Consider the following 19,051-nt stretch of genomic DNA (forward strand, 5'->3'; position numbering starts at 1 on the left):
GCTCATTCCTCCGCCAGCTTGTACAGGTACTGGCCGTAACCGGTCTTGCCGAAGGCCTTGGCGCGCCGCAGCAGCTGCTCGCGGTCGATCCAGCGGTGCTGGTAGGCGATCTCCTCCAGGCAGGCGACCTTCAGGCCCTGGCGGTGCTCGATGGTCTGCACGTACTGCGAGGCGTCCAGCAGGCTGTCGTGGGTGCCGGTGTCGAGCCAGGCGAAGCCGCGGCCGAAGCGCTCCACGCGCAGGTCGCCGCGCGCCAGGTAGGCATTGTTGACGTCGGTGATCTCCAGTTCGCCGCGCGGCGAGGGCTTGACCGCCTTGGCGATGCGCACCACGTCGTTGTCGTAGAAGTACAGACCGGTGACCGCGTAGCTGGACTTCGGCTGGCTCGGCTTCTCCTCGATCGACAGGGCGTTGCCGGCGGCGTCGAACTCCACCACGCCGAAGCGCTCGGGGTCGCTGACCCAGTAGCCGAACACCGTGGCGCCGCTGTCATGGCTGGCGGCGCGCAGCAGCATCTCGGTGAAGTGCTGGCCGTGGAAGATATTGTCGCCGAGGATCAGGCACACCGAATCGTCGCCGATAAAGGATTCGCCGATCAGGAAGGCCTGGGCCAGGCCGTCCGGCGAGGGCTGCTCGGCATACTGCAGGCGGACGCCGAACGGGCTGCCGTCGCCGAGCATCTTCTGGAAGTTGGGCAGGTCTTCCGGGGTGGAGATGATCAGGATCTCGCGGATGCCGGCGAGCATCAGCACCGACAGCGGGTAGTAGATCATCGGCTTGTCGTAGATCGGCAGCAGCTGCTTGGACACGCCGAGGGTGATGGGGTGCAGCCGGGTGCCGGAACCGCCGGCGAGGATGATGCCTTTCATTGAAGCTCCTTAGAGTGCGCCGAGTCGCTGACCCTGATAGCTGCCATCCTGCACGCGGCGGCACCAGTCGAGGTTGGCCAGGTACCACTGCACGGTCTTGCGCAGACCGCTTGCGAAGGTTTCCTGCGGTACCCAGCCCAGTTCGCGCTGGATCTTGCCGGCGTCGATGGCGTAGCGCAGATCGTGCCCAGGACGGTCCTGCACATAGGTGATCAGGTCGGCGTAGCGTGCCACGCCGGCCGGCTTGCTGGGGGCCAGCTCTTCCAGCAGGGCGCAGATGGCCTGCACCACGTCGAGGTTCTTCTGTTCGTTGTGGCCGCCGATGTTGTAGGTCTCGCCGACCTGGCCCTCGCTCACCACCTTGAGCAGGGCGCGGGCGTGATCTTCGACATAGAGCCAGTCGCGCACCTGCTGGCCGTTGCCGTACACCGGCAGCGGCTTGCCCGCCAGGGCATTGAGGATCATCAGCGGGATCAGCTTCTCGGGGAAATGGTAGGGGCCGTAGTTGTTCGAGCAGTTGGTGATCAGCACCGGCAGGCCGTAGGTGCGCTGCCAGGCGCGCACCAGGTGATCGGAGGCCGCCTTGCTCGCCGAATAGGGCGAGCTGGGCGCGTAGGGGGTGGTTTCGACGAACAGCTCGTCGACGCCGTGCAGGTCGCCGTAGACCTCGTCGGTGGAGATATGGTGGAAACGGAAGGTCGCCTTGCGCTCTTCGCTCAGGCCGAGCCAGTAGGCGCGGGTGCTTTCCAGCAGGGCGTAGGTGCCGACGATATTGGTCTGGATAAAGGCGGCGGGGCCGTCGATGGAGCGATCGACGTGGGATTCGGCGGCCAGGTGCATGATCGCATCCGGCTGGAATTCGGCCAGGGTCTGCGCCACCTGCGCGCTGTCGGCGATATCGGCCTGGACGAAGCGGTAGCGCGGGCTGGCGGCCACTTCGGCGAGCGACTCCAGGTTGCCGGCATAGGTCAGCTTGTCGAGATTGAGCACCTGGTGCTCGGTGTGCTGCAGCAGATGACGGATCAGAGCCGAGCCGATAAAGCCGGCGCCGCCGGTGATCAGGATGCGCATGGAAAGTGCCCTTGGCGAATGAATGGTGGGACAGGCCTGTTGGGGGGCAGATGATAAGGCAACCGCGTCGGGGCGGGGGCTGCGCGACGACCTTTCGCTCTTCTCGTGTCCACTCTCGGGGAACTGGGGCTCGGCCGTTACGTTGGCGCAATTTGTACACCAGTCGCTACTGCATTTGCGAGTGGCGGATCGGCTCGCAGGCCGCGTGGAGCCTGGATATACGCGCTCAATTGGCACGCTCGTTTCTGCTGTTTTTATGGCGTCAATATTTAACTGGGACGAGGCGTCGCCTGGATGTTGAAATGCCATCACAAAAATGGTTTAGTCGCGCCATAACTAGGGGCGACGGCATTCCGTCGTTCCATCGAGTGCGAATATTTTCTACTGCCTTTTTTCTGACGCCTGTGGGCGGGGCATCAACGGAAAATGTGGCGGGGGTAATCATCCATGCGGCAGCTCACGGTCGGTAACTCGCTACTGGCGCGCCCCGGGTTTGTCGAATACTTCCTGGCCGTGATGCGCCTGGTGCACGGCTTCACCGCGGCGCTGCCGGGTCTGTTGCTGCTGTTCTGGTTGTCGAGCGAGTCCGGGCTGACGCAGAGCTATGCCACGGTGCTGCTGTTCTTCGGCGGGCTGACGGTGGTGATGTTCCAGGCACTGGGGGTCTACTCGGAAGAGATCTTCAGCAACCTGCTGCGCTTTCGCATGATGTTCTTCGCCTGGTCGGCGGCGTTCTGCCTGCTGCTGTTCATGCACCAGGCACTGGCCATGTTCAGCTTCATGGAGTGGCACTTCCTGATTCTCTGGTTTGCCGTCAGTTTGTTGGCGTTCGGTGTCGAGCGCCTGCTGCTATTGGCATTATTCCGTCGCTGGATCGCCAGCGGCCAGTTCCTGCAGAGCGCGGTGATTCTCGGCGGCACCGAGAACGGCGTGCGCCTGGCCGAGTTCATGGCGCGCCACTGCGACATTCGTTCCGGCCTGATCGGCTTTATCGACGACCGCATCGGCCGCATGCCCGAGACCCTGGCCGGACTGCCGCTGCTGGGCAACAGCCGCGACCTGGAGCGCCTGATTCGCCGCGAGCGGGTGACCCAGGTGCTGGTGGCGCTGCCCTGGTCGGCGGAAAACCGCATCGGTCAGATCGTCCACGAGCTGCGCAAGCTGCCGGTCAACGTGCTGCTGGTGCCGGACATGCTCGCCTTCCGCCATGCGCGCAACCGCATCACCGAGGTGGGCGGGTTGCCCATGTTCAACGTATCCGAGCGCCCGCTGGATGGCTGGTCGCCGCTGATCAAGCGTCTGGAGGACCTGCTGCTGGCGAGCCTGGCGCTGATCCCGGCGCTGCCGCTGATGGTCCTGGTAGCCCTGGCGATCAAGCTCGACTCGTCCGGCCCGGTGCTGTTCCGGCAGAAGCGCTACGGCTACAACAACCGCCTGATCGAGGTGTTCAAGTTCCGCTCGATGTACTGCGACCGCGCCGACGCCAACGCCGAGCGGCAGACCACCCGCGACGACGATCGCATCACCCGGGTCGGGCGCTTCATCCGCAAGACCAGCCTCGACGAGCTGCCGCAGCTGTTCAACGTGCTGCTCGGCAGCATGTCGATGGTCGGTCCGCGCCCGCACGCCACGGCGACCAAGGCGGCCGGCATCCTGTTCGAGGACGCGGTCAAGGAATACACCGCGCGCCATCGGGTCAAGCCCGGCATCACCGGCTGGGCGCAGATCAACGGCTACCGCGGCGAGACCGACACCCTGGAGAAGATCGAGAAACGCGTCGAGTACGACCTGCAGTACATCGAGAACTGGTCGGTATGGTTCGACCTGTACATCCTGTTCCGCACCCTGCCGGCGGTCATCTTCACTCGTGAGGCCTACTGATGAATGCGCTGATCCCCTGCATCGTCGCCGGCGGCGCCGGCACCCGCCTGTGGCCGGTGTCGCGCGAGGCCATGCCGAAACCCTTCATGCGTCTGGCCGATGGGCGCAGCCTGCTGCAGAAGACCTTCGCGCGGGTCGCCGGGCTGGACGGCGTCGGCCAGCTGCTCACGGTGATCAACCGCGACCTGCTGTTTCGCACCCTGGACGACTACCGCCCGCTGAACGCGGGCGGCCTGGCCCTGGATTTCCTGCTCGAGCCGCAGGGGCGCAACACCGCACCGGCCATCGCCGCCGCCGCCCTGCACGTGGCCCGCCAGTACGGCGAGCAGGCGCAGCTGCTGGTGCTGCCGGCCGATCACCTGATCCGCGACCAGGCCGCCTTCGTCGCCGCCATCGAACAGGCGCGCGTGCTGGCCAGCGAGGGCTGGCTGGTGACCTTCGGCATTCGCCCCAGCCATGCCGAGACCGGCTACGGCTACATCCAGCAGGGCGAGGCGCTGAGCGACGGCGGCAGCCGCGTCGCCAGCTTCGTCGAGAAGCCCGATGCGGCCACCGCCCAGGCCTACCTCGACGGCGGCCGCCACCTGTGGAACGCCGGCATGTTCTGTTTCCGCGCCGATGCCGTGCTGGCCGAGCTGCGCGCCCATGCGCCGGAGCTGCTGGAGGCGGTCGAGCGCTGCCTGGCGCGCAGCCATCCGGCGCAGGGGGCGCAGGGCTGGCAGTGCGAGCTGGACGGGCAGAGCTTCGCCCAGGTGCAGGACATCTCCATCGACTACGCGCTGATGGAGCGCTCGGCCAAGGTGGCGGTGGTGCCCTGCGACCTCGGCTGGAGCGATATCGGTTCCTGGCAGGCGCTGCGCGAGCTGGTCCCGGCCGATGCCGCGGGCAACCAGGTCAACGGCGAGGCGGTGCTGCACCGGGTCAGCAACTGCTACATCGACTCGCCGCACCGCCTGGTCGGTGCGGTCGGCGTGCGCGATCTGGTGGTGGTCGACACCCCCGACGCGCTGCTGATCGCCGACGCCGGCAGCACCCAGGACGTCAAGTTCATCGCTCAGGAACTCAAGCAGCGCGGCCACGAGGCCTATCGTCTGCACCGCACCGTCAGCCGGCCCTGGGGCACCTACACGGTGCTGGAGGAGGGGCGCCGCTTCAAGATCAAGCGCATCGTGGTGCGCCCCGGCGAGTCGCTGTCGCTGCAGATGCATCACCACCGCAGCGAGCACTGGATAGTGGTCAGCGGCATGGCGCGGGTGGTCAACGGCGAACGCGATTTCCTCCTCGACACCAACCAGTCCACCTTCATTCCCGCCGGCCACAGCCACCGCCTGGTCAACCCCGGGGTCATCGACCTGGTGATGATCGAGGTGCAGAGCGGCGAGTACCTGGGCGAGGACGACATCGTGCGCTTCACCGACATCTACGGCCGGGTGCCGGTCGCCGAGCCGCTCAGCTGATGGCCGTCGCCCTGATCATTCCCACGCGCAACGCCGCCGCCCACCTGGATCGGCTGCTGCCGGCGCTGGCTGCGCAGAGCCTGCAGCCGGACGAGTTCCTGGTGGTCGACAGCGCCTCGCACGACGACACGGTGGCGCGGCTGCGCCAGGCCGGTGCACGCATCGAGGCGATCGACCCGGCGCAGTTCAACCACGGCGGCACGCGGCGCTGGGCCAGCCAGCAGGTCGCCGCCGACGTGCTGATCTACCTGACCCAGGACGCCATCCCGGCCGAACCCGAGACCTTCGCCCGCCTCGTCGCCAACCTGCACAGCGAGGCGGATATCGGCGTGGCTTACGGCCGCCAGCTGCCGCACCCGGACGCCGGCCTGCTCGCCGCCCAGGCGCGCCGCTTCAACTACCCGCCGCACAGCCGCAGCAAACGCCTGCGCGATGCCGCCGAATTGGGCATCAAGACCTGCTTCAGCTCCGACTCCTGCTCGGCCTACCGGCGCGACGCCCTCGAGGCGGTCGGCGGTTTTCCCGAGGACGTGATCGGCAGCGAGGACGCCTACGTCGCCGCCAAGCTGCTGCTGGCCGGCTACGCGGTACGCTACGCCGCCGACGCCGAGGTGCAGCATTCCCACGATTACCGCCTGCTGGAGGAGTTTCGCCGCTATTTCGATATCGGCGTGTTCTACGGGCGCGAGCGCTGGATTCGGCACGCATTTGGCAGTGCCGGAGGCGAGGGCAGGCGTTACGTGCTGGCCGAGATCGCCGCGCTGCGCGAGGCCGGTGCCCTGCACCGGTTACCGGAAGTGCTGCTGCGTACCCTGTGCAAATACGCCGGCTACCGCCTCGGTGGCTACGAATCCTGGTTGTCGACCGCGCTCAAGCGTCGCCTGAGCATGTTCCCCGCTTACTGGAAGTAACCCTCATGTCTGTGAAAAGGAAGCGCCACTCATGAAGCGCCTGACCCTCGCCTTGTGCCTAGTTTGGCTCTCCGGCTGCAACACGCCCGCGGTGATTCCGCTGCCGGACGACGACCGGGTCGACGCCGGCAAGTCCGCCGCCGAGCAGTTGGCCAAGCTGCCGCCGGCGGAGGAGCGCATTCGCGCCGGCGACACCCTGCGTATCGTCCGCACCAGCGGCGAGATGCCGAGCATCTCGGCCTTCACCGCCAACTCGATCTACGAGCTGACGCTGTACACGGTGATGAACGACGGTACCTTCCAGTACCCCTTCATCGGCACCGTCAAGGCCGTGGGCAAGACGCCGGCGCAACTGGCCGAGGAAATCCGCGAGCGCCAGGCCGCCTACTACCAGGAGCCGCGGGTGACGGTGAACATCAACCAGTCGCCGGGCAATACGGTGTTCGTCGGCGGTTCGGTGCGCAATCCGCAGCCGCTGCCGTTCCCCGCGGCGCCGACCCTGGAGCAGGCGATCATCGGTGCCGGCGGCATCATGATCGATGCCGACAGCAGCAACGTGGCGCTGCTGCGCATGGACGAGGAGGGGCAGTACAAGACCTACTTCATCGACTACGCCAAGCTGATGCACGGCGGCATCGAGGGGCGCATGGCGGTGGCGCTGCAGCGCGGCGACGTGGTCTTCGTGCCCAAGTCCGGCATCGGCAACCGGGTGGAGGGCGTCGAGCTGTACATGAACCAGCTGATCCCGTTCGTGAAAACGCTGGGCGTCGGTTTCAACTACGACCTGAACAACAACGACTGAGCAGACAGGGACAGTCCCATGATCGAAATTCGCACCTTCCGCGACCTGCTGCGCCTGTTCTTCATCTTCAAGCGCGAGTTCCAGGTCGCCGTCGGCGTCACCCTGCTGATGATCGTGCTCGGCGCCTTCTTCCTGCCGGCCTCCTACGAGTCCAACGCGCGCCTGCTGGTCAAGCCCGGGCGCGACAGCAATACCCTGCCGATCGAGGTGGCCGACCGCCAGGCGCTGGTGCTGCCGGCGACCCAACGCGACCCCATAGTCGACGAGGAGCGCCTGCTCACCGGCCGGCCGATCATCCGCCAGGTCGCCGAGCATTACCTCGAGGTGATCGCCAACGCGCCGCCGCCGCAGGGCTTCTTCGCCACCATCAAGCACTGGCTGCGCCTGGGCTGGGCCGGTTGCATCGACTTTCTGCGCAGCATCCTGCAACTGCTCGGCCTGACCGAGGAGCAGACCCCGGTCGAGCGTCTGGCCAAGAAACTGGAGAAGAGCTTCAGCGTCAGCCATGCCGGCGGCTCGGCGGTGATGGAGATCAGCTTCGTCTGGGACGATCCCGCGGTCGCCCAGGCGGTGGTCAAGAGCTGGGTGGACATCTACCTGCAGGAGCGCACCCGCGCCCTGGGACGCAAGAGCCTGTACGAGTTCTACGACCTGCAGCTGAAGACCAGCGAGAGCAGCATCAACCGCCTCAAGCAGCAGATCATCGACAAGCTGGAGAGCATCGATGCGATCAACATCGCCGACCGCCTGGGCAACCTGTCCGAGCGGATCGACCAACTGCGCACCGACCGTTTCAACTCGCAGCGCCTGATCGCCGCCACCGAGGACAGCCTGGCCACCCTGGATCGGCAGATCAAGGCGCTGCCGGCGGAGATCCGCACGGTGCGCGAGATGTCGCTCAACCCGGCGCATCAGCACGTCCTGCAGCTGCTCAACAACAAGCGCGCCGAGCGCCAGGATCTGCTGCGCACCTTCACCGAGCAGGCGCCGCCGGTGAAAACCATCGATCAGAGCATCGCCTACCTGGAGCAACTGGCCGCCAGCGAACCGCCGACCGTGCAGAGCTCGGAGAACCGCGCGCCGAATCCGGTGGCCGAGCGCCTGCAGAGCAACTACCTCGACCAGCAGGCGGATGTCGCCCGCCTCAAGGCCCAGCTCAAGCGCCAGGAAAACCAGCTGGCCGCCCTCGAGCAGGAGCGCAGCAAGGCCATGGCCACCGAGCCGCAGCTGGCCCAGCTGCAGCGCGCCCTGGCCGCCGAGGAGCGCAACTATGTGCTGTACGCCGAGAGCCTGGAAAAGGCGCGTATCGACCGCGAGCTGGATGACAGCAGCATCAGCAACATCGCGATCATCGAGGAAGCCACGCTCAACCCGTCGCGGGTGTTCCCCAAGAGCCTGCTGATGATCGCCCTGGCGTTGCCGGCCGGCCTGATGGTGGGACTGCTGGTGCTGTACATCTGCTACCTGCTGGATCAGCGCATCCACGACGGCGGCCATGTCGAGAGCCGCTTCGGCGTGCCGCTGTGGACCACCCTGCAGGAGCTGGAGAGCGGCGAGGCGCCTTCCAGCGCCTTCCTCGCCAGCATCTACCGGCTCTATGCGCAGTTGCCGCTGGCGCAGATCGAGCAGCAGGGCCTGGTGCTGGCCCTGACCTCGGCACGCAAGGGTGAGGGCGTGAGCTTCGTCATCCAGCACCTCGCCCGGCTGATCGGCGAGCGCGGCCATCAGGTACGCCTGGGCGGCGAGGCACCGGCCAAGCCGGGCGAGGTGGTGCTGCTGGAAGCCAGCGCGCTGCTGAGCAATCAGGACGCCTTCGTCGCCCTGCGCCATGCCGACATGATCGTGATGGTGATCGAGGCGCGGCAGAGCACCATTCCGGTGGTGTCGAACGCGCTCACCATCCTCACTTCGGCGTTCAAGAAGGTCGACGGCGTGATCGTCAATCGCCGCCGTTTCGAGGTGCCCTACTCGGTGCTCAGCCTGGTCTCGCGCCTGCGGAGCCTGGCCTGATGCGCATTGCCCTGCTGGCGCCGATGCCGCCGGAACAGACCGGCATCGCCGACTATGCGGCGAACTTCCGCACGGCGTTGCAGGACCTCGGCGTCGAGGTAGCGACGCCGCTGGCCGGCGTCGGCAACGATCCGGCCCAGGCGCTGGCGCGTATCGCCGCCTTCGACTGGAGCGGCATCGACCTGGTCCACGGCGAGCTCGGCGGCGGCCGCCTGGCCGAGTTCGCCGCGCTGCGCGAGCTGCGCCGGCGTTTTCCGCGCCTGCCGCTGAGCGCCACGGTGCATGACCCCGAGCGCCTGGTCTGGCGCCGCGCCCGACTGCCCTGGCCGCTGTCGCTGGCCGAGCGGCTGCCGGCACCGGCGCCGCAGGCCGCGACCGTGCTGGCCGATCCGCTGTGCCTGCGCGAAGAGCGGCAGCTGGCGGCGCAACTGGATGCACTGGTGACCCTCACCGAAACCGGCGGCGCGCACCTGCGCCGGCGCATGCGCCTGGGCGCGGGTAAGGTGCGGGTGATCGCCCACGGCAACCCGGTCATCCCGGCGGCACCACTGCCGCCGCTGCAACCGCTCAAGTTGCTGTACTTCGGCTTCATCTATCGCGGCAAGGGCATCGAGGACCTGCTCGAGGCGCTCGCCGCCATGCTGCGCGCTGCGCCCGCCCTGGCCGGGGCCTGGCGCCTGACCCTGGCCGGCGGCAGCGCCCCGGAGATGGCCTTCGGCCCCGGCGGCAGCTACCTCGACGAACTGCGCGGGCGGATCGCCGAGCTGGGCCTGGGCGACGCCGTCGACTGGGCGCTGGACGTGCCGGCCGAGCAGATTCCGGGGCTGATCCAGGCCCATCATGTGATGCTGCTGCCCTATCGCGAGTCGAAGAAGCTCGCCCTGCTCGGCGCCATGCGCGGCACCAGCGGTGCGCTGTCCTGGGCCGCCGCCTGCGGGCGTGGCGCGATCACCTCGGATGCGCGCGCCTTCGCCGAGGAGGTGGCCGCCGGCAATGGCGCGATCTTCCCGCAGGGCGATAGCGCCGCCCTGGCGCAGCGTCTGCGCGAGCTGTGCGAACGGCCGCAGCTCGCCCAGAGCTGGGCCGAGCATGCGCAGCGTATCGGCCAGGCACGCCAGTGGCCGCACACCGCCGCGCGTTTTCTGCACCTGTTCACCGCCCTGCAGCGAGGTACTTCCGATGTGGCGTAAACCCATAGTCTGGCTGCCGTCGTTGCTGTTGGCGCTGCTGCTGGCCGGCGCCGTCCTGCTCAGCCGCAACGCCGAGGCCGAGGTCACCGAATTGCGTGGACCGCATACGCTGGTGTGGAGCGAGCACCTGGGGGTCAATGCCCAGTTCCACTTCTACCCGGTGGAGGTGCAGGAGCGGCAGATGCAGGCGGTCAGGGACCTGGGCCTGGAGTGGGTGCGCATCGCCATGCACTGGGCCCTGCTGGAGCCGCAGAAGGACCAGTTCAACCTGGTCGCCTTCGACGCCGCCGCCGCGTCGATGCGTCGCCATGGCCTGAAACCCGTGGGGTTCCTCGCCGGCTCGGCGCCCTTCGCCAGCAGCGCGCCGCCCGGTGCCGAGCACGTCGACCAGTACCCGCCCAAGAATCCGCAGCTGTATATCGACAGCCTGCTCAAGTTCATCCAGCGCTACCCCGACTTCCGCGTCTGGCAGATCTGGAACGAGCCGAACATCTACCCCTACTGGCGCCCGAAGGAAGATGCCAAGGCCTATGCGCAGCTGCTGTTCGCCAGTGCCGAGGCGATCAAGGCGCGCTACCCCGACATGCCGGTGGCCACCGCCGGCATGGCCTATTTCAGCCAGATGCCCTACACCAACAACGAGCTGATGCTCAAGCTGCTGCTCGACGAGGGCCTGGCCAAGCGCGATCTGATCGTCGCCTACCACCCCTACACCGAGGAGCCGGAAGGCGACGACGTCGCCGCGCGCGATTTTCTCGCCCGCGTGCGCTTCATCAACAAGGCCCTGCGCATGCACAGCATCAAGCAGATCTGGGCCACCGAGTGGGGCTGGTCGAGCTATTCCGGGCCGAAGGAAATGCAGGCGATCATCGGCACCGCCGGCCAGGCCGACTACACCTTGCGCCGGCTGGCACTGATGAGCGCGCTGGATTTCGATCGCAGCTTCCTGTTCAACCTCGCCGACCTGCCGGCCATGGCCGGGCCGCGCGACCAGAAGTACGGACTGCTCGATCTCGAGGGGCAGCCCAAGCCGGTGTTCCAGGCGCTGAAGAACTTCTTCGCCGTGACCGGGCCCAGGCTCGAACCGCGCGATCCGCCCAAGGTCGAGGAGATGCCCAAGGATCTCTACAGCATCGCCTGGACCCGTGCCGACGGTAAGCAGCTGTGGATGTTCTGGAGCGCCAGCGGTCGCCAGCTGACCCTGCCCGGGGTGGCCAGCGCCAGCCTGCACGACCCGCTGAGCGGCGAGCAGCGCGAACTGCGCGGCGACGGCAAGCGCCTGACCGTGCCGCTCAAGAGCAGCCTGCAGTTGCTGGTGTGGTGAGCATGCGCATCCTGTGGATTCTGCCGTACCTGCCCTGGCCGACCAGCAGCGGCGGCAAGACGCGCCAGTACCATCTGCTGCGCAGCCTGGCCGAGGCCGGTCATCGCATCACCCTGCTGGCGCAGTCGAAGACGCCGCTGGACGACGAGGCGCGGGCTCATCTGGAACCGCTGCTCGAGCGCCTGCTGGTGCTGCCGCGCCGCCCGCTGCGCAGCGCCGCGACGCTGGGCGCCGCGCTGCTGGCACCCTATCCGTTGCTGGCCAGCGTCAATGGCCTGGCCCCGCGCCTGCAGCGCCAGTTCCGCGAACTGCTGGACGAATCCTGGGACGTCGTCCAGATCGAACACAGCTACAGCTTTCAGCCCTACGAGGCCGAACTGGGGCGACGGCGGGTGCCTTTCGTGCTCACCGAGCACAACGTCGAGTCCAGCCTCGGCGCGGCCACCTACGACCGTCTACCCACCTGGCTGGCGCCTTTCGCCTACTACGACCAGTGGCGCTATCGGCGCTGGGAGCGGCGTGTGCTGCGTCAGGCCGAGCGGGTCATCGCGGTGACCGCGGACGACGCCGCCGTGCTCGCTCCGCTCTGCGGCCGGCCGACCGACGTGGTGGTCAACGGCGTGGACTGTCGCCACTACGCCGAGGTGCAGGCCGATGCACAGGCGCAGCGCCTGCTGTTCGTCGGCAACTTCGAGTACGCGCCCAACGTCGACGCGGTCGGCTGGGCGCTGGACGAGCTCCTGCCCGAGCTGTGGCGCCACCGACCGCAGCTGCGTTTCGCCATCTGCGGCCATGCCGTGCCGCCGGCCTGGCGCCAGCGCTGGCCCGACCCGCGGATCGAGTGGCACGGTTTCGTCGCCGACCTGCGCGGGCAGCAGCGGCGCGCCTCGCTGTTCGTCGCGCCGCTGCGCCAGGGCGGCGGTTCCAAACTCAAGGTACTCGAGGCCATGGCGGCGGGCCTGCCGGTGGTGACCACCGGCCAGGGCGCTTCCGGCCTGCAGGTGGCGGACGGCGTGCACTACGCCCGCGCCGAAACGGCGCAGGCGTTCGTCGCCAACATCCTCGCCCTGCTCGACGATCCGCGGCGGGCCGCGGCCCTCGGCGAGGCCGGTCGGCGCTACGTGCAGGGCGCACACGACTGGTCGGTGGCGGCGCGCAGCCTGGAGGCGATCTACGCCCGCCTGGAGGCTCGGGCATGAGGGTCAGTCTCGACTATCGCCCGGCCGCCAGCCTGCCGGATAGCGGCATCGGCCGGCAGAACATCGCCCTGGCCGAGGGCTTGCGCCACTGCCCGCAGGTCGCCGAGCTGCGCCTGGTCAGCACGGCGCCGCTCGGCCATCCGCTGCGTCAGCGCCTGGACTGTCCGGACTGGGGAACCGCCGGTCTGCTCGGCGTGCATCGCCTGCCGCAGCGCCTGCGCTTCGAGGCCGGCTTCCTGCCCGGTTACCTGCGCCGTCAGCGCATCGATCTGCATATCTGCAACTTCAACATGGGCCTGCCGCTGTGTCGCCGTGCGCGCGGCACGCGTTTCGTCCAGCAGCTGCACGACCTGTTCCAGTTGACCGAGCGCAACCTGCACGACTCCTGGATCAAGCGCCTGATCTACCGCTGCACCGATCGCCTGTCGATCCTCTATGCGCTGTGGCGCGCAGATCAGGTCTGGGTGCCCTCGCAGTTCACCGCGGGCGAGGTGCGGCGTCTGTTCCCGCGCTTCGCCGGCAAGTTGCGCGTGCTGCCGCCGGCGATCCCGCTGGCGCCCGCGACGTCGGCCCCGGTACCCGTGGCGCTGCCGGCGCGCTATTGGCTGGCGGTGGGAACCCGCGAGCCGCGCAAGAACATCGCCCTGCTGGTGCGTACCTGGCTGCGCGCGCGGCGGGAGGACCCGCTGATCCCCGAGCTGCTGCTGGTCGGTCATCCCGAGCATCTGCCCGGCGACCTGCGAGGGCTGCCTGGGCTGCACTTTCTCAGCGATATCGACGGCGCCATGCTGATCGAGGTCTATCGCCGCGCCGAGCGTCTGTGGCAGCCGTCCTATGCCGAGGGGTTCGGCCTGCCGGTGATCGAGGCGCTGGCGGTCGGCACGCCGGTGGCGGTGGCCAGGGGAACGGCGCTGGACGAAGTGGCGCCGCCGCAGGCCCCGCGCTTTGCTCCGCACGATGGCGAAGAGCTGCTGGCGCTGATGCGGCGCCTGGCGCGCGAACCGGCTGGCGAGCGCCAGGCCCTGATCGACTGGGCGCAGCGCTTCAGCCCGCAGCACTTTCAGCGCAATCTTTCCACCCTGCTCGAGGAGCTCGCGCCATGATGCCCGTGGGTATCGGCATCGCCGTTTTCTGTGGTCTGTTCTTCGGTGCCTTGCTCTGGGTGTTGCCGCTGTCGAAGCTGGTGATCCTGCTCGGCGGCGCCGCCTTCGCCCTGAGCGTGATGCGCCAGCCGCTGCTCGGCTTGCTGCTGTTCGCCTTCGTCGGCGCCTTCCTGCCCTATTCGACCCTCGAGGTGGGCGTGCGCACCACGGCCAGCGAGGCGCTGCTGGCGCTGACCTGGGTCGGCATCCTGTGGCAGGGCTTCCTGCACAAGCGCGAGCGCCTGCAGCCGCGCAGCGGCACCGAACGCGCGCTGTCCTGGCTGCTGCTGTGGAGCGCCATTCCCTTTATCGTCGGCCAGTTCACCATCGATGCCGGTGGCGGCGGCACCATGAACTGGGTGCGCTGGATGCTCAACCTGTCGGCGATGTTCCTCGCCGTGCGCCTGATCCAGGACAGCAAGGCGGCGGAGAAGATCACCGTGGCCATGCTGCTGGGGACCCTGGCGATGCTCCTGCTGTCGCTCGGCATGTTCGCCAAGACCCGCGACGCCAACGCCCTCACGCCGATCCTCACGGCCCTCAAGTACCCGCACCAGGCCTACCTGGAGGATGCCTTCACCGCCGGCACCACCCGCCTGTCGACGCCCTGGCTGCACCCCAACTCCACCGGCGGTGCGCTGGCGCTGATCATCCCGGTGGCGCTGTTCTTCGCCCTGCCGCGGCCGGGCTGGGGCCGCGCGCTGGGCCTCGGCGTGGCCATGCTGGGCTCGGCCGGGCTGCTGCTCAGCGGTTCGCGTGGGGCCCTGCTCAGCCTGGGGCTGGTGGTGATGTGGATGGCCGGGCGCCGGGTACCCTACACCTCGCGCATCCTGGTGGCGGGGATCTTCTTCGGCTGCCTGCTGGTGCTGGTCTACCCGCCGTTGCAGGAGCGCCTGGCCACCATGTTCCTCAGCAGCAACGCCTCCACCGGGATCCGCATGCAGGAGTACGCCATGTTCCCCGAGGCGATGGCGCGCTATCCGCTGGGCATCGGCTTCAGGGTCGATCCGCCGGTGCCCGGTAGCGGCCTGATGGGCATTTCCAACCTGTGGCTGAACTTCGTCTACAAGCTCGGCCTTCCCGGCATGCTGCTGTTCATCGCCGTGACCTGGTTCTGGTGGCGCGAGACCCGCCCGCACCTGGGCGCCCAGCGCGTGACCCGGGAAAACTCGCTGTGGCTCGGCTGCAGCAGCGGCCTGCTGTGCGCCCTGCTGACCGGCATCTTCGACCACTACTTCAGCCTGACCTACGTGCTGATCGCCTTCTTCTGGCTGTTCGTTGGCCTGACCCTGCAGCAGGTCCGTCTGCACCCCGAAATTCTCCCCGCTTTGCCAATCAGGAGGGCCCGCACATGAAACACCGCATCCATCATTCCTTCGACCTCAAGGAGCGCCTGGCCGACTATGCGGCGCGCCTGCAGGTCGGCGTCGATGAACTGGCCGAGGCCTGGGCCTGGATGCTCGAGCACGAGGTGGCGTTCGAATACCCGCACCGCCAGGACACCCAGTACCTGATCAGCTACGTGAACCTGGAGAAGAGCATCGAGCACCCGCTGGCGCGGCGCTTCTTCTGCCTGCTGCGCGACGAGATTCCCGGGCCGTTGATACCGATGTACGGCATCAACCTGGCGACCCTGCGCGACCGCTGCCTGCGTCTGTGGGAGCAGCTGTACAACATCTTCGTCAACAAGATTCCCAGCCACACCATTCGCCTGGCCTGGCTGCGCCTGGGCGGGGCCAAGATCGGCAAGGGCTCCAGCGTCTGGCGCGGCACCGAGGTGCTGGGCATCGACGGCATCCATATCGGCGAGGACAGCGTGGTGGGCTGGGACTGCCTGCTCGATGGGCGTGCCGGAATCATCATCGGCGACCACGTCACCATTGCCTCGTACAGCCTGCTGATCGCCGGCGGCCACGACATCCAGGCCCCCGAGTTCTGGGCGGTGGCCAGCCCGCCGATCCGCGTCGGCGACTACGCCTGGATCGCCACCCGCGCCCTGATCACCGCCGAAGTCGGCGAGGGCGCGGTGGTGGCCGGCGGCTCGGTGGTCAATCGACCGGTGCCGCCCTACACCATAGTCGGCGGCAACCCGGCCAGGGCGCTGGGCGAACGCAATCGCGGGCTGACCTACAAGGTCGGCGGCAAGGGCCTGTTCAATCTCCTTCACTGAGTAAGCCGCCATGCTGGGAAGCACCCTGTGGTTGACCCTTGCGACGCTCACCGGGCTGGTCGCAGGTTTTGCTAGGGAATGGCTGTTGATCCACGCCTGGGGGGCGAGCAACCAGAGCGACGCCTTCCTCATCGCCCTGTTCCTGCCCGAGGCGCTGCGCATGGCGCTGGCCGCCGGGCTGGTCGCCGCCGCGGCGCTGCCGCTGTACCAGGGGCGCGCCGCCGATGCGCGCACTGCCTGGCTCAACGCCATGAGCTCGCGCTTTCTCCTGGTCGGGCTGGCGATCGCCGCCCTGCTGGCCCTGGCGGCGCCGCTGTGGGTGCGGGTGGTCGGCCCCGGGCTGAACGATCAGGCCCTGGCGCTGGCCGGCGACAGCCTGCTGGTGCTGGCCTGGTGCGTGCCGGGCTTTCTGCTGCACGCCCTGCTCAGCGTGCCCCTGCAGGCGAGCTCGCGTTTCGTCCTCGCCGGCCTGGGCTCGTTGCTGTTCAACTTGCCGCCGGTGCTCTACCTGGCCGCCGCCGGCAGTGCGGCCGAGCCCCTGCGCGTGGCCCAGGCCTGCCTGCTGGGCAGTCTGCTGATGCCGCTGGCGCTGTGTCTACCGTTGTGGCGCAGCGGCTGGCGACCCTGGCGCGTGGCGGGCGCCAGCGGTTGCGGTCGCGAGCTGCTGGACAACATCGGCCCGCTGCTGGCCAGCAACCTGGCCAGCCAGGGCCTGGCGCTGCTGGAGCGGATGGTCGCCTCGCTGCTCGGCGAGGGCGCGGTGGCCTGGGTCAACCTGGCGCGCAAGCTGATCAACCTGCCGCTGATCGCGCTGCTCAGCCTCAATCAGGTGTTGCTCGGCCTGATGAGCCAGGCGGCGGGCGAACAGCGCCTGCAGCTGCTGCGGCGCGGCCTGGGCATCGCCACCCTGCTGACCCTGCCGGCGGCGTTGGGGCTGATTGGCGCCACGCCGGCGCTGGTCCAGCTGATGTTCCCCGGGCAGGAGGCTGGCCCGCTGTCGGAACTGCTGGCCTGGTTCGCCGTGCCGCTGCTGTTCGGTGCCTGGAACTCGCTGCTGGCGCGCTACGCCTACGCCGACGGCGATACGCGCCTGCCGCTGGCCTGCGAGCTCAAGGGGTCGGCACTGAACGTGGTGCTGCTGGGCATTCTGCCGCTGTTCTTCGGCATGAACGGCATTCCCATGGCCATGACCCTGGGCCTGACGTTGACCAGCGTGTTGCTGATGCGGCGCCAGGCGCTGCTGGAGCAACTGCCCTGGGGGCGGCAGTGGCTGATGGCGTTGCCGGTGTTGACCATAGGCGCCTTCGCCCTGCACCCGATCGACGGGCTGTGGCTGCAGCTCGCCCTCAGCGGCGTCGCCGGTGCCCTGGCCATGCTGCTGCTGGCCCTGTGGCTCAAGCCCTGGCGTAACGCCTGAGCTCAGGCCGGGCTGGCGCCGCGCGGGGCCAGGGGAAAGTAGTTGTTGCTCAGGCGTGCGGTGGCCTGCATCAGCGGTTTCTCGCTGACCAGGTAGGCCAGCCAGCCATAAGCCAGGCAGGCGACCACGGCCGTGAGCACGACCAGCCAGTTGTCCAGCGAGCTGTGCGGCCAGGGGCCGACCGCCGCCCAGAGCTTGCCGAGCACGCCGAGCACCAGCAGGTGGGAGAGGTAGGTGGAATAGGAGCTGTCGCCCAGGTGCCGCAGCAAGGTCGGAATGCGCAGATGGCCGCGCTGTTCCAGCAGGGCGCTGATGATCACCAGGGCGGCGAAGGTCGCGCCGATCAGCAGCATACGCAGCAGGCTCGGCGTCTCGAACAGGCGCAGCCAGTAGGCGAACGGCATGGCGATCAGCAACGTCAGTGCCAGCAGCACCAGCAGGGCGCCGAGCGAGAGCCGCGACAGCCGTCCCGAACTGAACAGCAGGCCGGCGCCCGCACCGAGGATGAACTGCAGGGCATAGGGGTGCAGCATCAGGTGCAGATAGGGGGGGAAGTCACGCACGTCGTAGAACAGGTTGACCGCCACCAGCAGCAGCCCCCAGGCGGCCAGACAGTAGGGCAGATGACGTTCGCGAAAGAACATCAACAGGGTGAAGGCCAGGTAGAACCAGAGTTCGAAAGTCAGCGTCCAGGACACCATGACCAGCGACACTTGAGAAGTTGGCAAAAGAAAGAAGGAGGCCCACAAGTCCGGTTCGCCGTGCGAAGAATTCACCCATTGCGGTTTCAGTAGAAATACCGAGAGGGTCAGAAAGAAATACAACCAATAGACCGGGTATACACGGGCTGCGCGATTAAAGGCGAAGCGTTTTATTTCCTGCACTTGGCCGAAGCGGCCGCGGGTAACCAGGGCCATGACGAAGCCGCTGATCACGAAGAACAGGTCGACGCAGAGTTGCGCCCAGTCGAGAAATGCCGGTAGCAGACGGTCTCCGCCGGCGTTCTTGGCTTCGACGAAGGTCAGGTGAAACAGAATGATCCCCAGCACTGCCAAGCTGCGGTATGCCTGCAGAGAGTCGATCCTAGCCATCGCTCAACCAATGTTTATATGCGCGGAAGTGGCGTCAAAAAAACATGTTTATTTATTTGACGCAGTGCCGTATGCGGTATGTCGCAAACTTGCGAATCATGCCTGCGATGCAGGGCGTAAACAACTCGCGGATTTAATTGCTAGATGGCCCGATGCGCACTAGTTAAGATTCACTCGCCAACTTTCACGAGGCCGAACGCATGTCGCGTTTCCTGTTTGTTCCGATTCTGGCGTTGCCGCTGTCCCTGCCGCTGCCGGCGGCGGAGCTGATTCCCATGAACATCAAGCGCATCGACCGGGATCACTACCAGACGACCGACGAGCTGATTCATATCCGCACGCGGCACTGCGCCGAATACGCCTATGTGGAGGATGCCCTGCTCAGCTTCGAACCCTATGGCCTGGAGAACACCCTGACCTTTTCGTCGGGCGCGGTCTGCGACGTCAAGGCGGTCTACGACCGCGCCGCCAACTACGTGACTTCGTCCAGCCAACTGCGCCGTTGACGGCCCCGGGA

Annotated in this window: 16 protein-coding genes; 13 read left to right on the forward strand and 3 right to left on the reverse strand. The window is 67.5% G+C overall.

Going from position 1 to position 19,051, the window contains the following annotated elements; translation table 11 throughout:
• Positions 1-2: 2 nt before the first annotated feature.
• A complete protein-coding gene (rfbA, locus tag AC1G9C_RS01580) occupies positions 3-869 on the reverse strand; it encodes a glucose-1-phosphate thymidylyltransferase RfbA (RefSeq protein WP_480409274.1) in 867 nt (288 codons plus the stop codon).
• A 9-nt stretch (positions 870-878) separates the two neighbouring features.
• Positions 879-1,940 carry a dTDP-glucose 4,6-dehydratase gene (rfbB, locus tag AC1G9C_RS01585; protein ID WP_122109701.1) on the reverse strand — a complete coding sequence of 354 codons (1,062 nt, stop codon included), beginning with the start codon at positions 1,938-1,940 and terminating at the stop codon, positions 879-881.
• A gap of 447 nt (positions 1,941-2,387) precedes the next feature.
• Here rfbB and AC1G9C_RS01590 point away from each other — a divergent pair, with 447 nt between their 5' ends.
• From AC1G9C_RS01590 to AC1G9C_RS01645, 12 genes are read left to right on the forward strand one after another with little or no spacing between them, the layout of a single operon-like run.
• Complete coding sequence (locus AC1G9C_RS01590; RefSeq protein WP_457788251.1) at positions 2,388-3,821, forward strand: undecaprenyl-phosphate glucose phosphotransferase; 1,434 nt, start codon at positions 2,388-2,390, stop codon at positions 3,819-3,821.
• The gene (locus AC1G9C_RS01595; protein ID WP_480409275.1) at positions 3,821-5,278 is read left to right on the forward strand and encodes a mannose-1-phosphate guanylyltransferase/mannose-6-phosphate isomerase; all 1,458 of its coding nucleotides are present in this window, start codon (positions 3,821-3,823) and stop codon (positions 5,276-5,278) included. The genes AC1G9C_RS01590 and AC1G9C_RS01595 overlap by 1 nt, the downstream gene beginning before the upstream one ends.
• Complete coding sequence (locus AC1G9C_RS01600) at positions 5,278-6,189, forward strand: glycosyltransferase family 2 protein (protein ID WP_480409276.1); 912 nt, start codon at positions 5,278-5,280, stop codon at positions 6,187-6,189. Before AC1G9C_RS01595 ends, AC1G9C_RS01600 begins: the two co-directional genes overlap by 1 nt.
• A gap of 31 nt (positions 6,190-6,220) precedes the next feature.
• Positions 6,221-6,991, forward strand: a complete 771-nt coding sequence (locus AC1G9C_RS01605; protein ID WP_480409277.1) for a polysaccharide biosynthesis/export family protein — start codon at positions 6,221-6,223, stop codon at positions 6,989-6,991.
• A gap of 18 nt (positions 6,992-7,009) precedes the next feature.
• Positions 7,010-9,001, forward strand: a complete 1,992-nt coding sequence (locus AC1G9C_RS01610; RefSeq protein ID WP_480409278.1) for an exopolysaccharide transport family protein — start codon at positions 7,010-7,012, stop codon at positions 8,999-9,001.
• On the forward strand, positions 9,001-10,191 hold the full coding sequence (locus AC1G9C_RS01615) for a glycosyltransferase (RefSeq protein ID WP_480409279.1): 1,191 nt from the start codon (positions 9,001-9,003) through the stop codon (positions 10,189-10,191). The genes AC1G9C_RS01610 and AC1G9C_RS01615 overlap by 1 nt, the downstream gene beginning before the upstream one ends.
• The gene (locus tag AC1G9C_RS01620) at positions 10,181-11,515 is read left to right on the forward strand and encodes a beta-xylosidase (protein WP_457788245.1); all 1,335 of its coding nucleotides are present in this window, start codon (positions 10,181-10,183) and stop codon (positions 11,513-11,515) included. Before AC1G9C_RS01615 ends, AC1G9C_RS01620 begins: the two co-directional genes overlap by 11 nt.
• A 2-nt stretch (positions 11,516-11,517) precedes the next feature.
• Positions 11,518-12,714, forward strand: coding sequence for a glycosyltransferase family 4 protein (locus AC1G9C_RS01625; RefSeq protein WP_480409280.1), 1,197 nt, complete (start codon positions 11,518-11,520; stop codon positions 12,712-12,714).
• Positions 12,711-13,817, forward strand: coding sequence for a glycosyltransferase family 4 protein (locus AC1G9C_RS01630; RefSeq protein WP_457788243.1), 1,107 nt, complete (start codon positions 12,711-12,713; stop codon positions 13,815-13,817). Before AC1G9C_RS01625 ends, AC1G9C_RS01630 begins: the two co-directional genes overlap by 4 nt.
• Positions 13,814-15,211, forward strand: a complete 1,398-nt coding sequence (locus tag AC1G9C_RS01635) for an O-antigen ligase family protein (RefSeq protein WP_480409281.1) — start codon at positions 13,814-13,816, stop codon at positions 15,209-15,211. Before AC1G9C_RS01630 ends, AC1G9C_RS01635 begins: the two co-directional genes overlap by 4 nt.
• Positions 15,208-16,026: an acyltransferase gene (locus AC1G9C_RS01640; protein ID WP_480409282.1), complete on the forward strand. Its 819-nt coding sequence runs from the start codon at positions 15,208-15,210 to the stop codon at positions 16,024-16,026. The genes AC1G9C_RS01635 and AC1G9C_RS01640 overlap by 4 nt, the downstream gene beginning before the upstream one ends.
• Before the next feature lie 10 nt (positions 16,027-16,036).
• Positions 16,037-17,443 (forward strand): lipid II flippase MurJ, encoded by a 1,407-nt coding sequence (locus AC1G9C_RS01645; protein ID WP_457788240.1) that lies wholly within the window; start codon positions 16,037-16,039, stop codon positions 17,441-17,443.
• A gap of 2 nt (positions 17,444-17,445) precedes the next feature.
• Here AC1G9C_RS01645 and AC1G9C_RS01650 read toward each other — a convergent pair whose 3' ends face one another.
• A complete protein-coding gene (locus AC1G9C_RS01650; RefSeq protein ID WP_457788239.1) occupies positions 17,446-18,534 on the reverse strand; it encodes an acyltransferase family protein in 1,089 nt (362 codons plus the stop codon).
• Between the two features lie 200 nt (positions 18,535-18,734).
• Here AC1G9C_RS01650 and AC1G9C_RS01655 point away from each other — a divergent pair, with 200 nt between their 5' ends.
• Entirely contained in the window at positions 18,735-19,040 is a 306-nt protein-coding gene (locus AC1G9C_RS01655) for a hypothetical protein (protein WP_457788238.1), read from the forward strand.
• Positions 19,041-19,051 lie beyond the last annotated feature (11 nt).

This window comes from Pseudomonas sp. ABa2, assembly GCF_056676075.1.

Coding starts and splice junctions, on each gene's coding strand:
- AC1G9C_RS01610 (WP_480409278.1), top strand. CDS start 7,010: ATGATCGAAATTCGCACCTTCCGCGACCTGCTGCGCCTGTTCTTCATC.
- AC1G9C_RS01650 (WP_457788239.1), bottom strand. CDS start 18,534: ATGGCTAGGATCGACTCTCTGCAGGCATACCGCAGCTTGGCAGTGCTG.
- AC1G9C_RS01630 (WP_457788243.1), top strand. CDS start 12,711: ATGAGGGTCAGTCTCGACTATCGCCCGGCCGCCAGCCTGCCGGATAGC.
- rfbB (WP_122109701.1), bottom strand. CDS start 1,940: ATGCGCATCCTGATCACCGGCGGCGCCGGCTTTATCGGCTCGGCTCTG.
- AC1G9C_RS01615 (WP_480409279.1), top strand. CDS start 9,001: ATGCGCATTGCCCTGCTGGCGCCGATGCCGCCGGAACAGACCGGCATC.
- AC1G9C_RS01655 (WP_457788238.1), top strand. CDS start 18,735: ATGTCGCGTTTCCTGTTTGTTCCGATTCTGGCGTTGCCGCTGTCCCTG.
- AC1G9C_RS01635 (WP_480409281.1), top strand. CDS start 13,814: ATGATGCCCGTGGGTATCGGCATCGCCGTTTTCTGTGGTCTGTTCTTC.
- AC1G9C_RS01590 (WP_457788251.1), top strand. CDS start 2,388: ATGCGGCAGCTCACGGTCGGTAACTCGCTACTGGCGCGCCCCGGGTTT.
- AC1G9C_RS01595 (WP_480409275.1), top strand. CDS start 3,821: ATGAATGCGCTGATCCCCTGCATCGTCGCCGGCGGCGCCGGCACCCGC.
- AC1G9C_RS01620 (WP_457788245.1), top strand. CDS start 10,181: ATGTGGCGTAAACCCATAGTCTGGCTGCCGTCGTTGCTGTTGGCGCTG.
- AC1G9C_RS01640 (WP_480409282.1), top strand. CDS start 15,208: ATGAAACACCGCATCCATCATTCCTTCGACCTCAAGGAGCGCCTGGCC.
- AC1G9C_RS01645 (WP_457788240.1), top strand. CDS start 16,037: ATGCTGGGAAGCACCCTGTGGTTGACCCTTGCGACGCTCACCGGGCTG.
- AC1G9C_RS01625 (WP_480409280.1), top strand. CDS start 11,518: ATGCGCATCCTGTGGATTCTGCCGTACCTGCCCTGGCCGACCAGCAGC.
- AC1G9C_RS01600 (WP_480409276.1), top strand. CDS start 5,278: ATGGCCGTCGCCCTGATCATTCCCACGCGCAACGCCGCCGCCCACCTG.
- rfbA (WP_480409274.1), bottom strand. CDS start 869: ATGAAAGGCATCATCCTCGCCGGCGGTTCCGGCACCCGGCTGCACCCC.
- AC1G9C_RS01605 (WP_480409277.1), top strand. CDS start 6,221: ATGAAGCGCCTGACCCTCGCCTTGTGCCTAGTTTGGCTCTCCGGCTGC.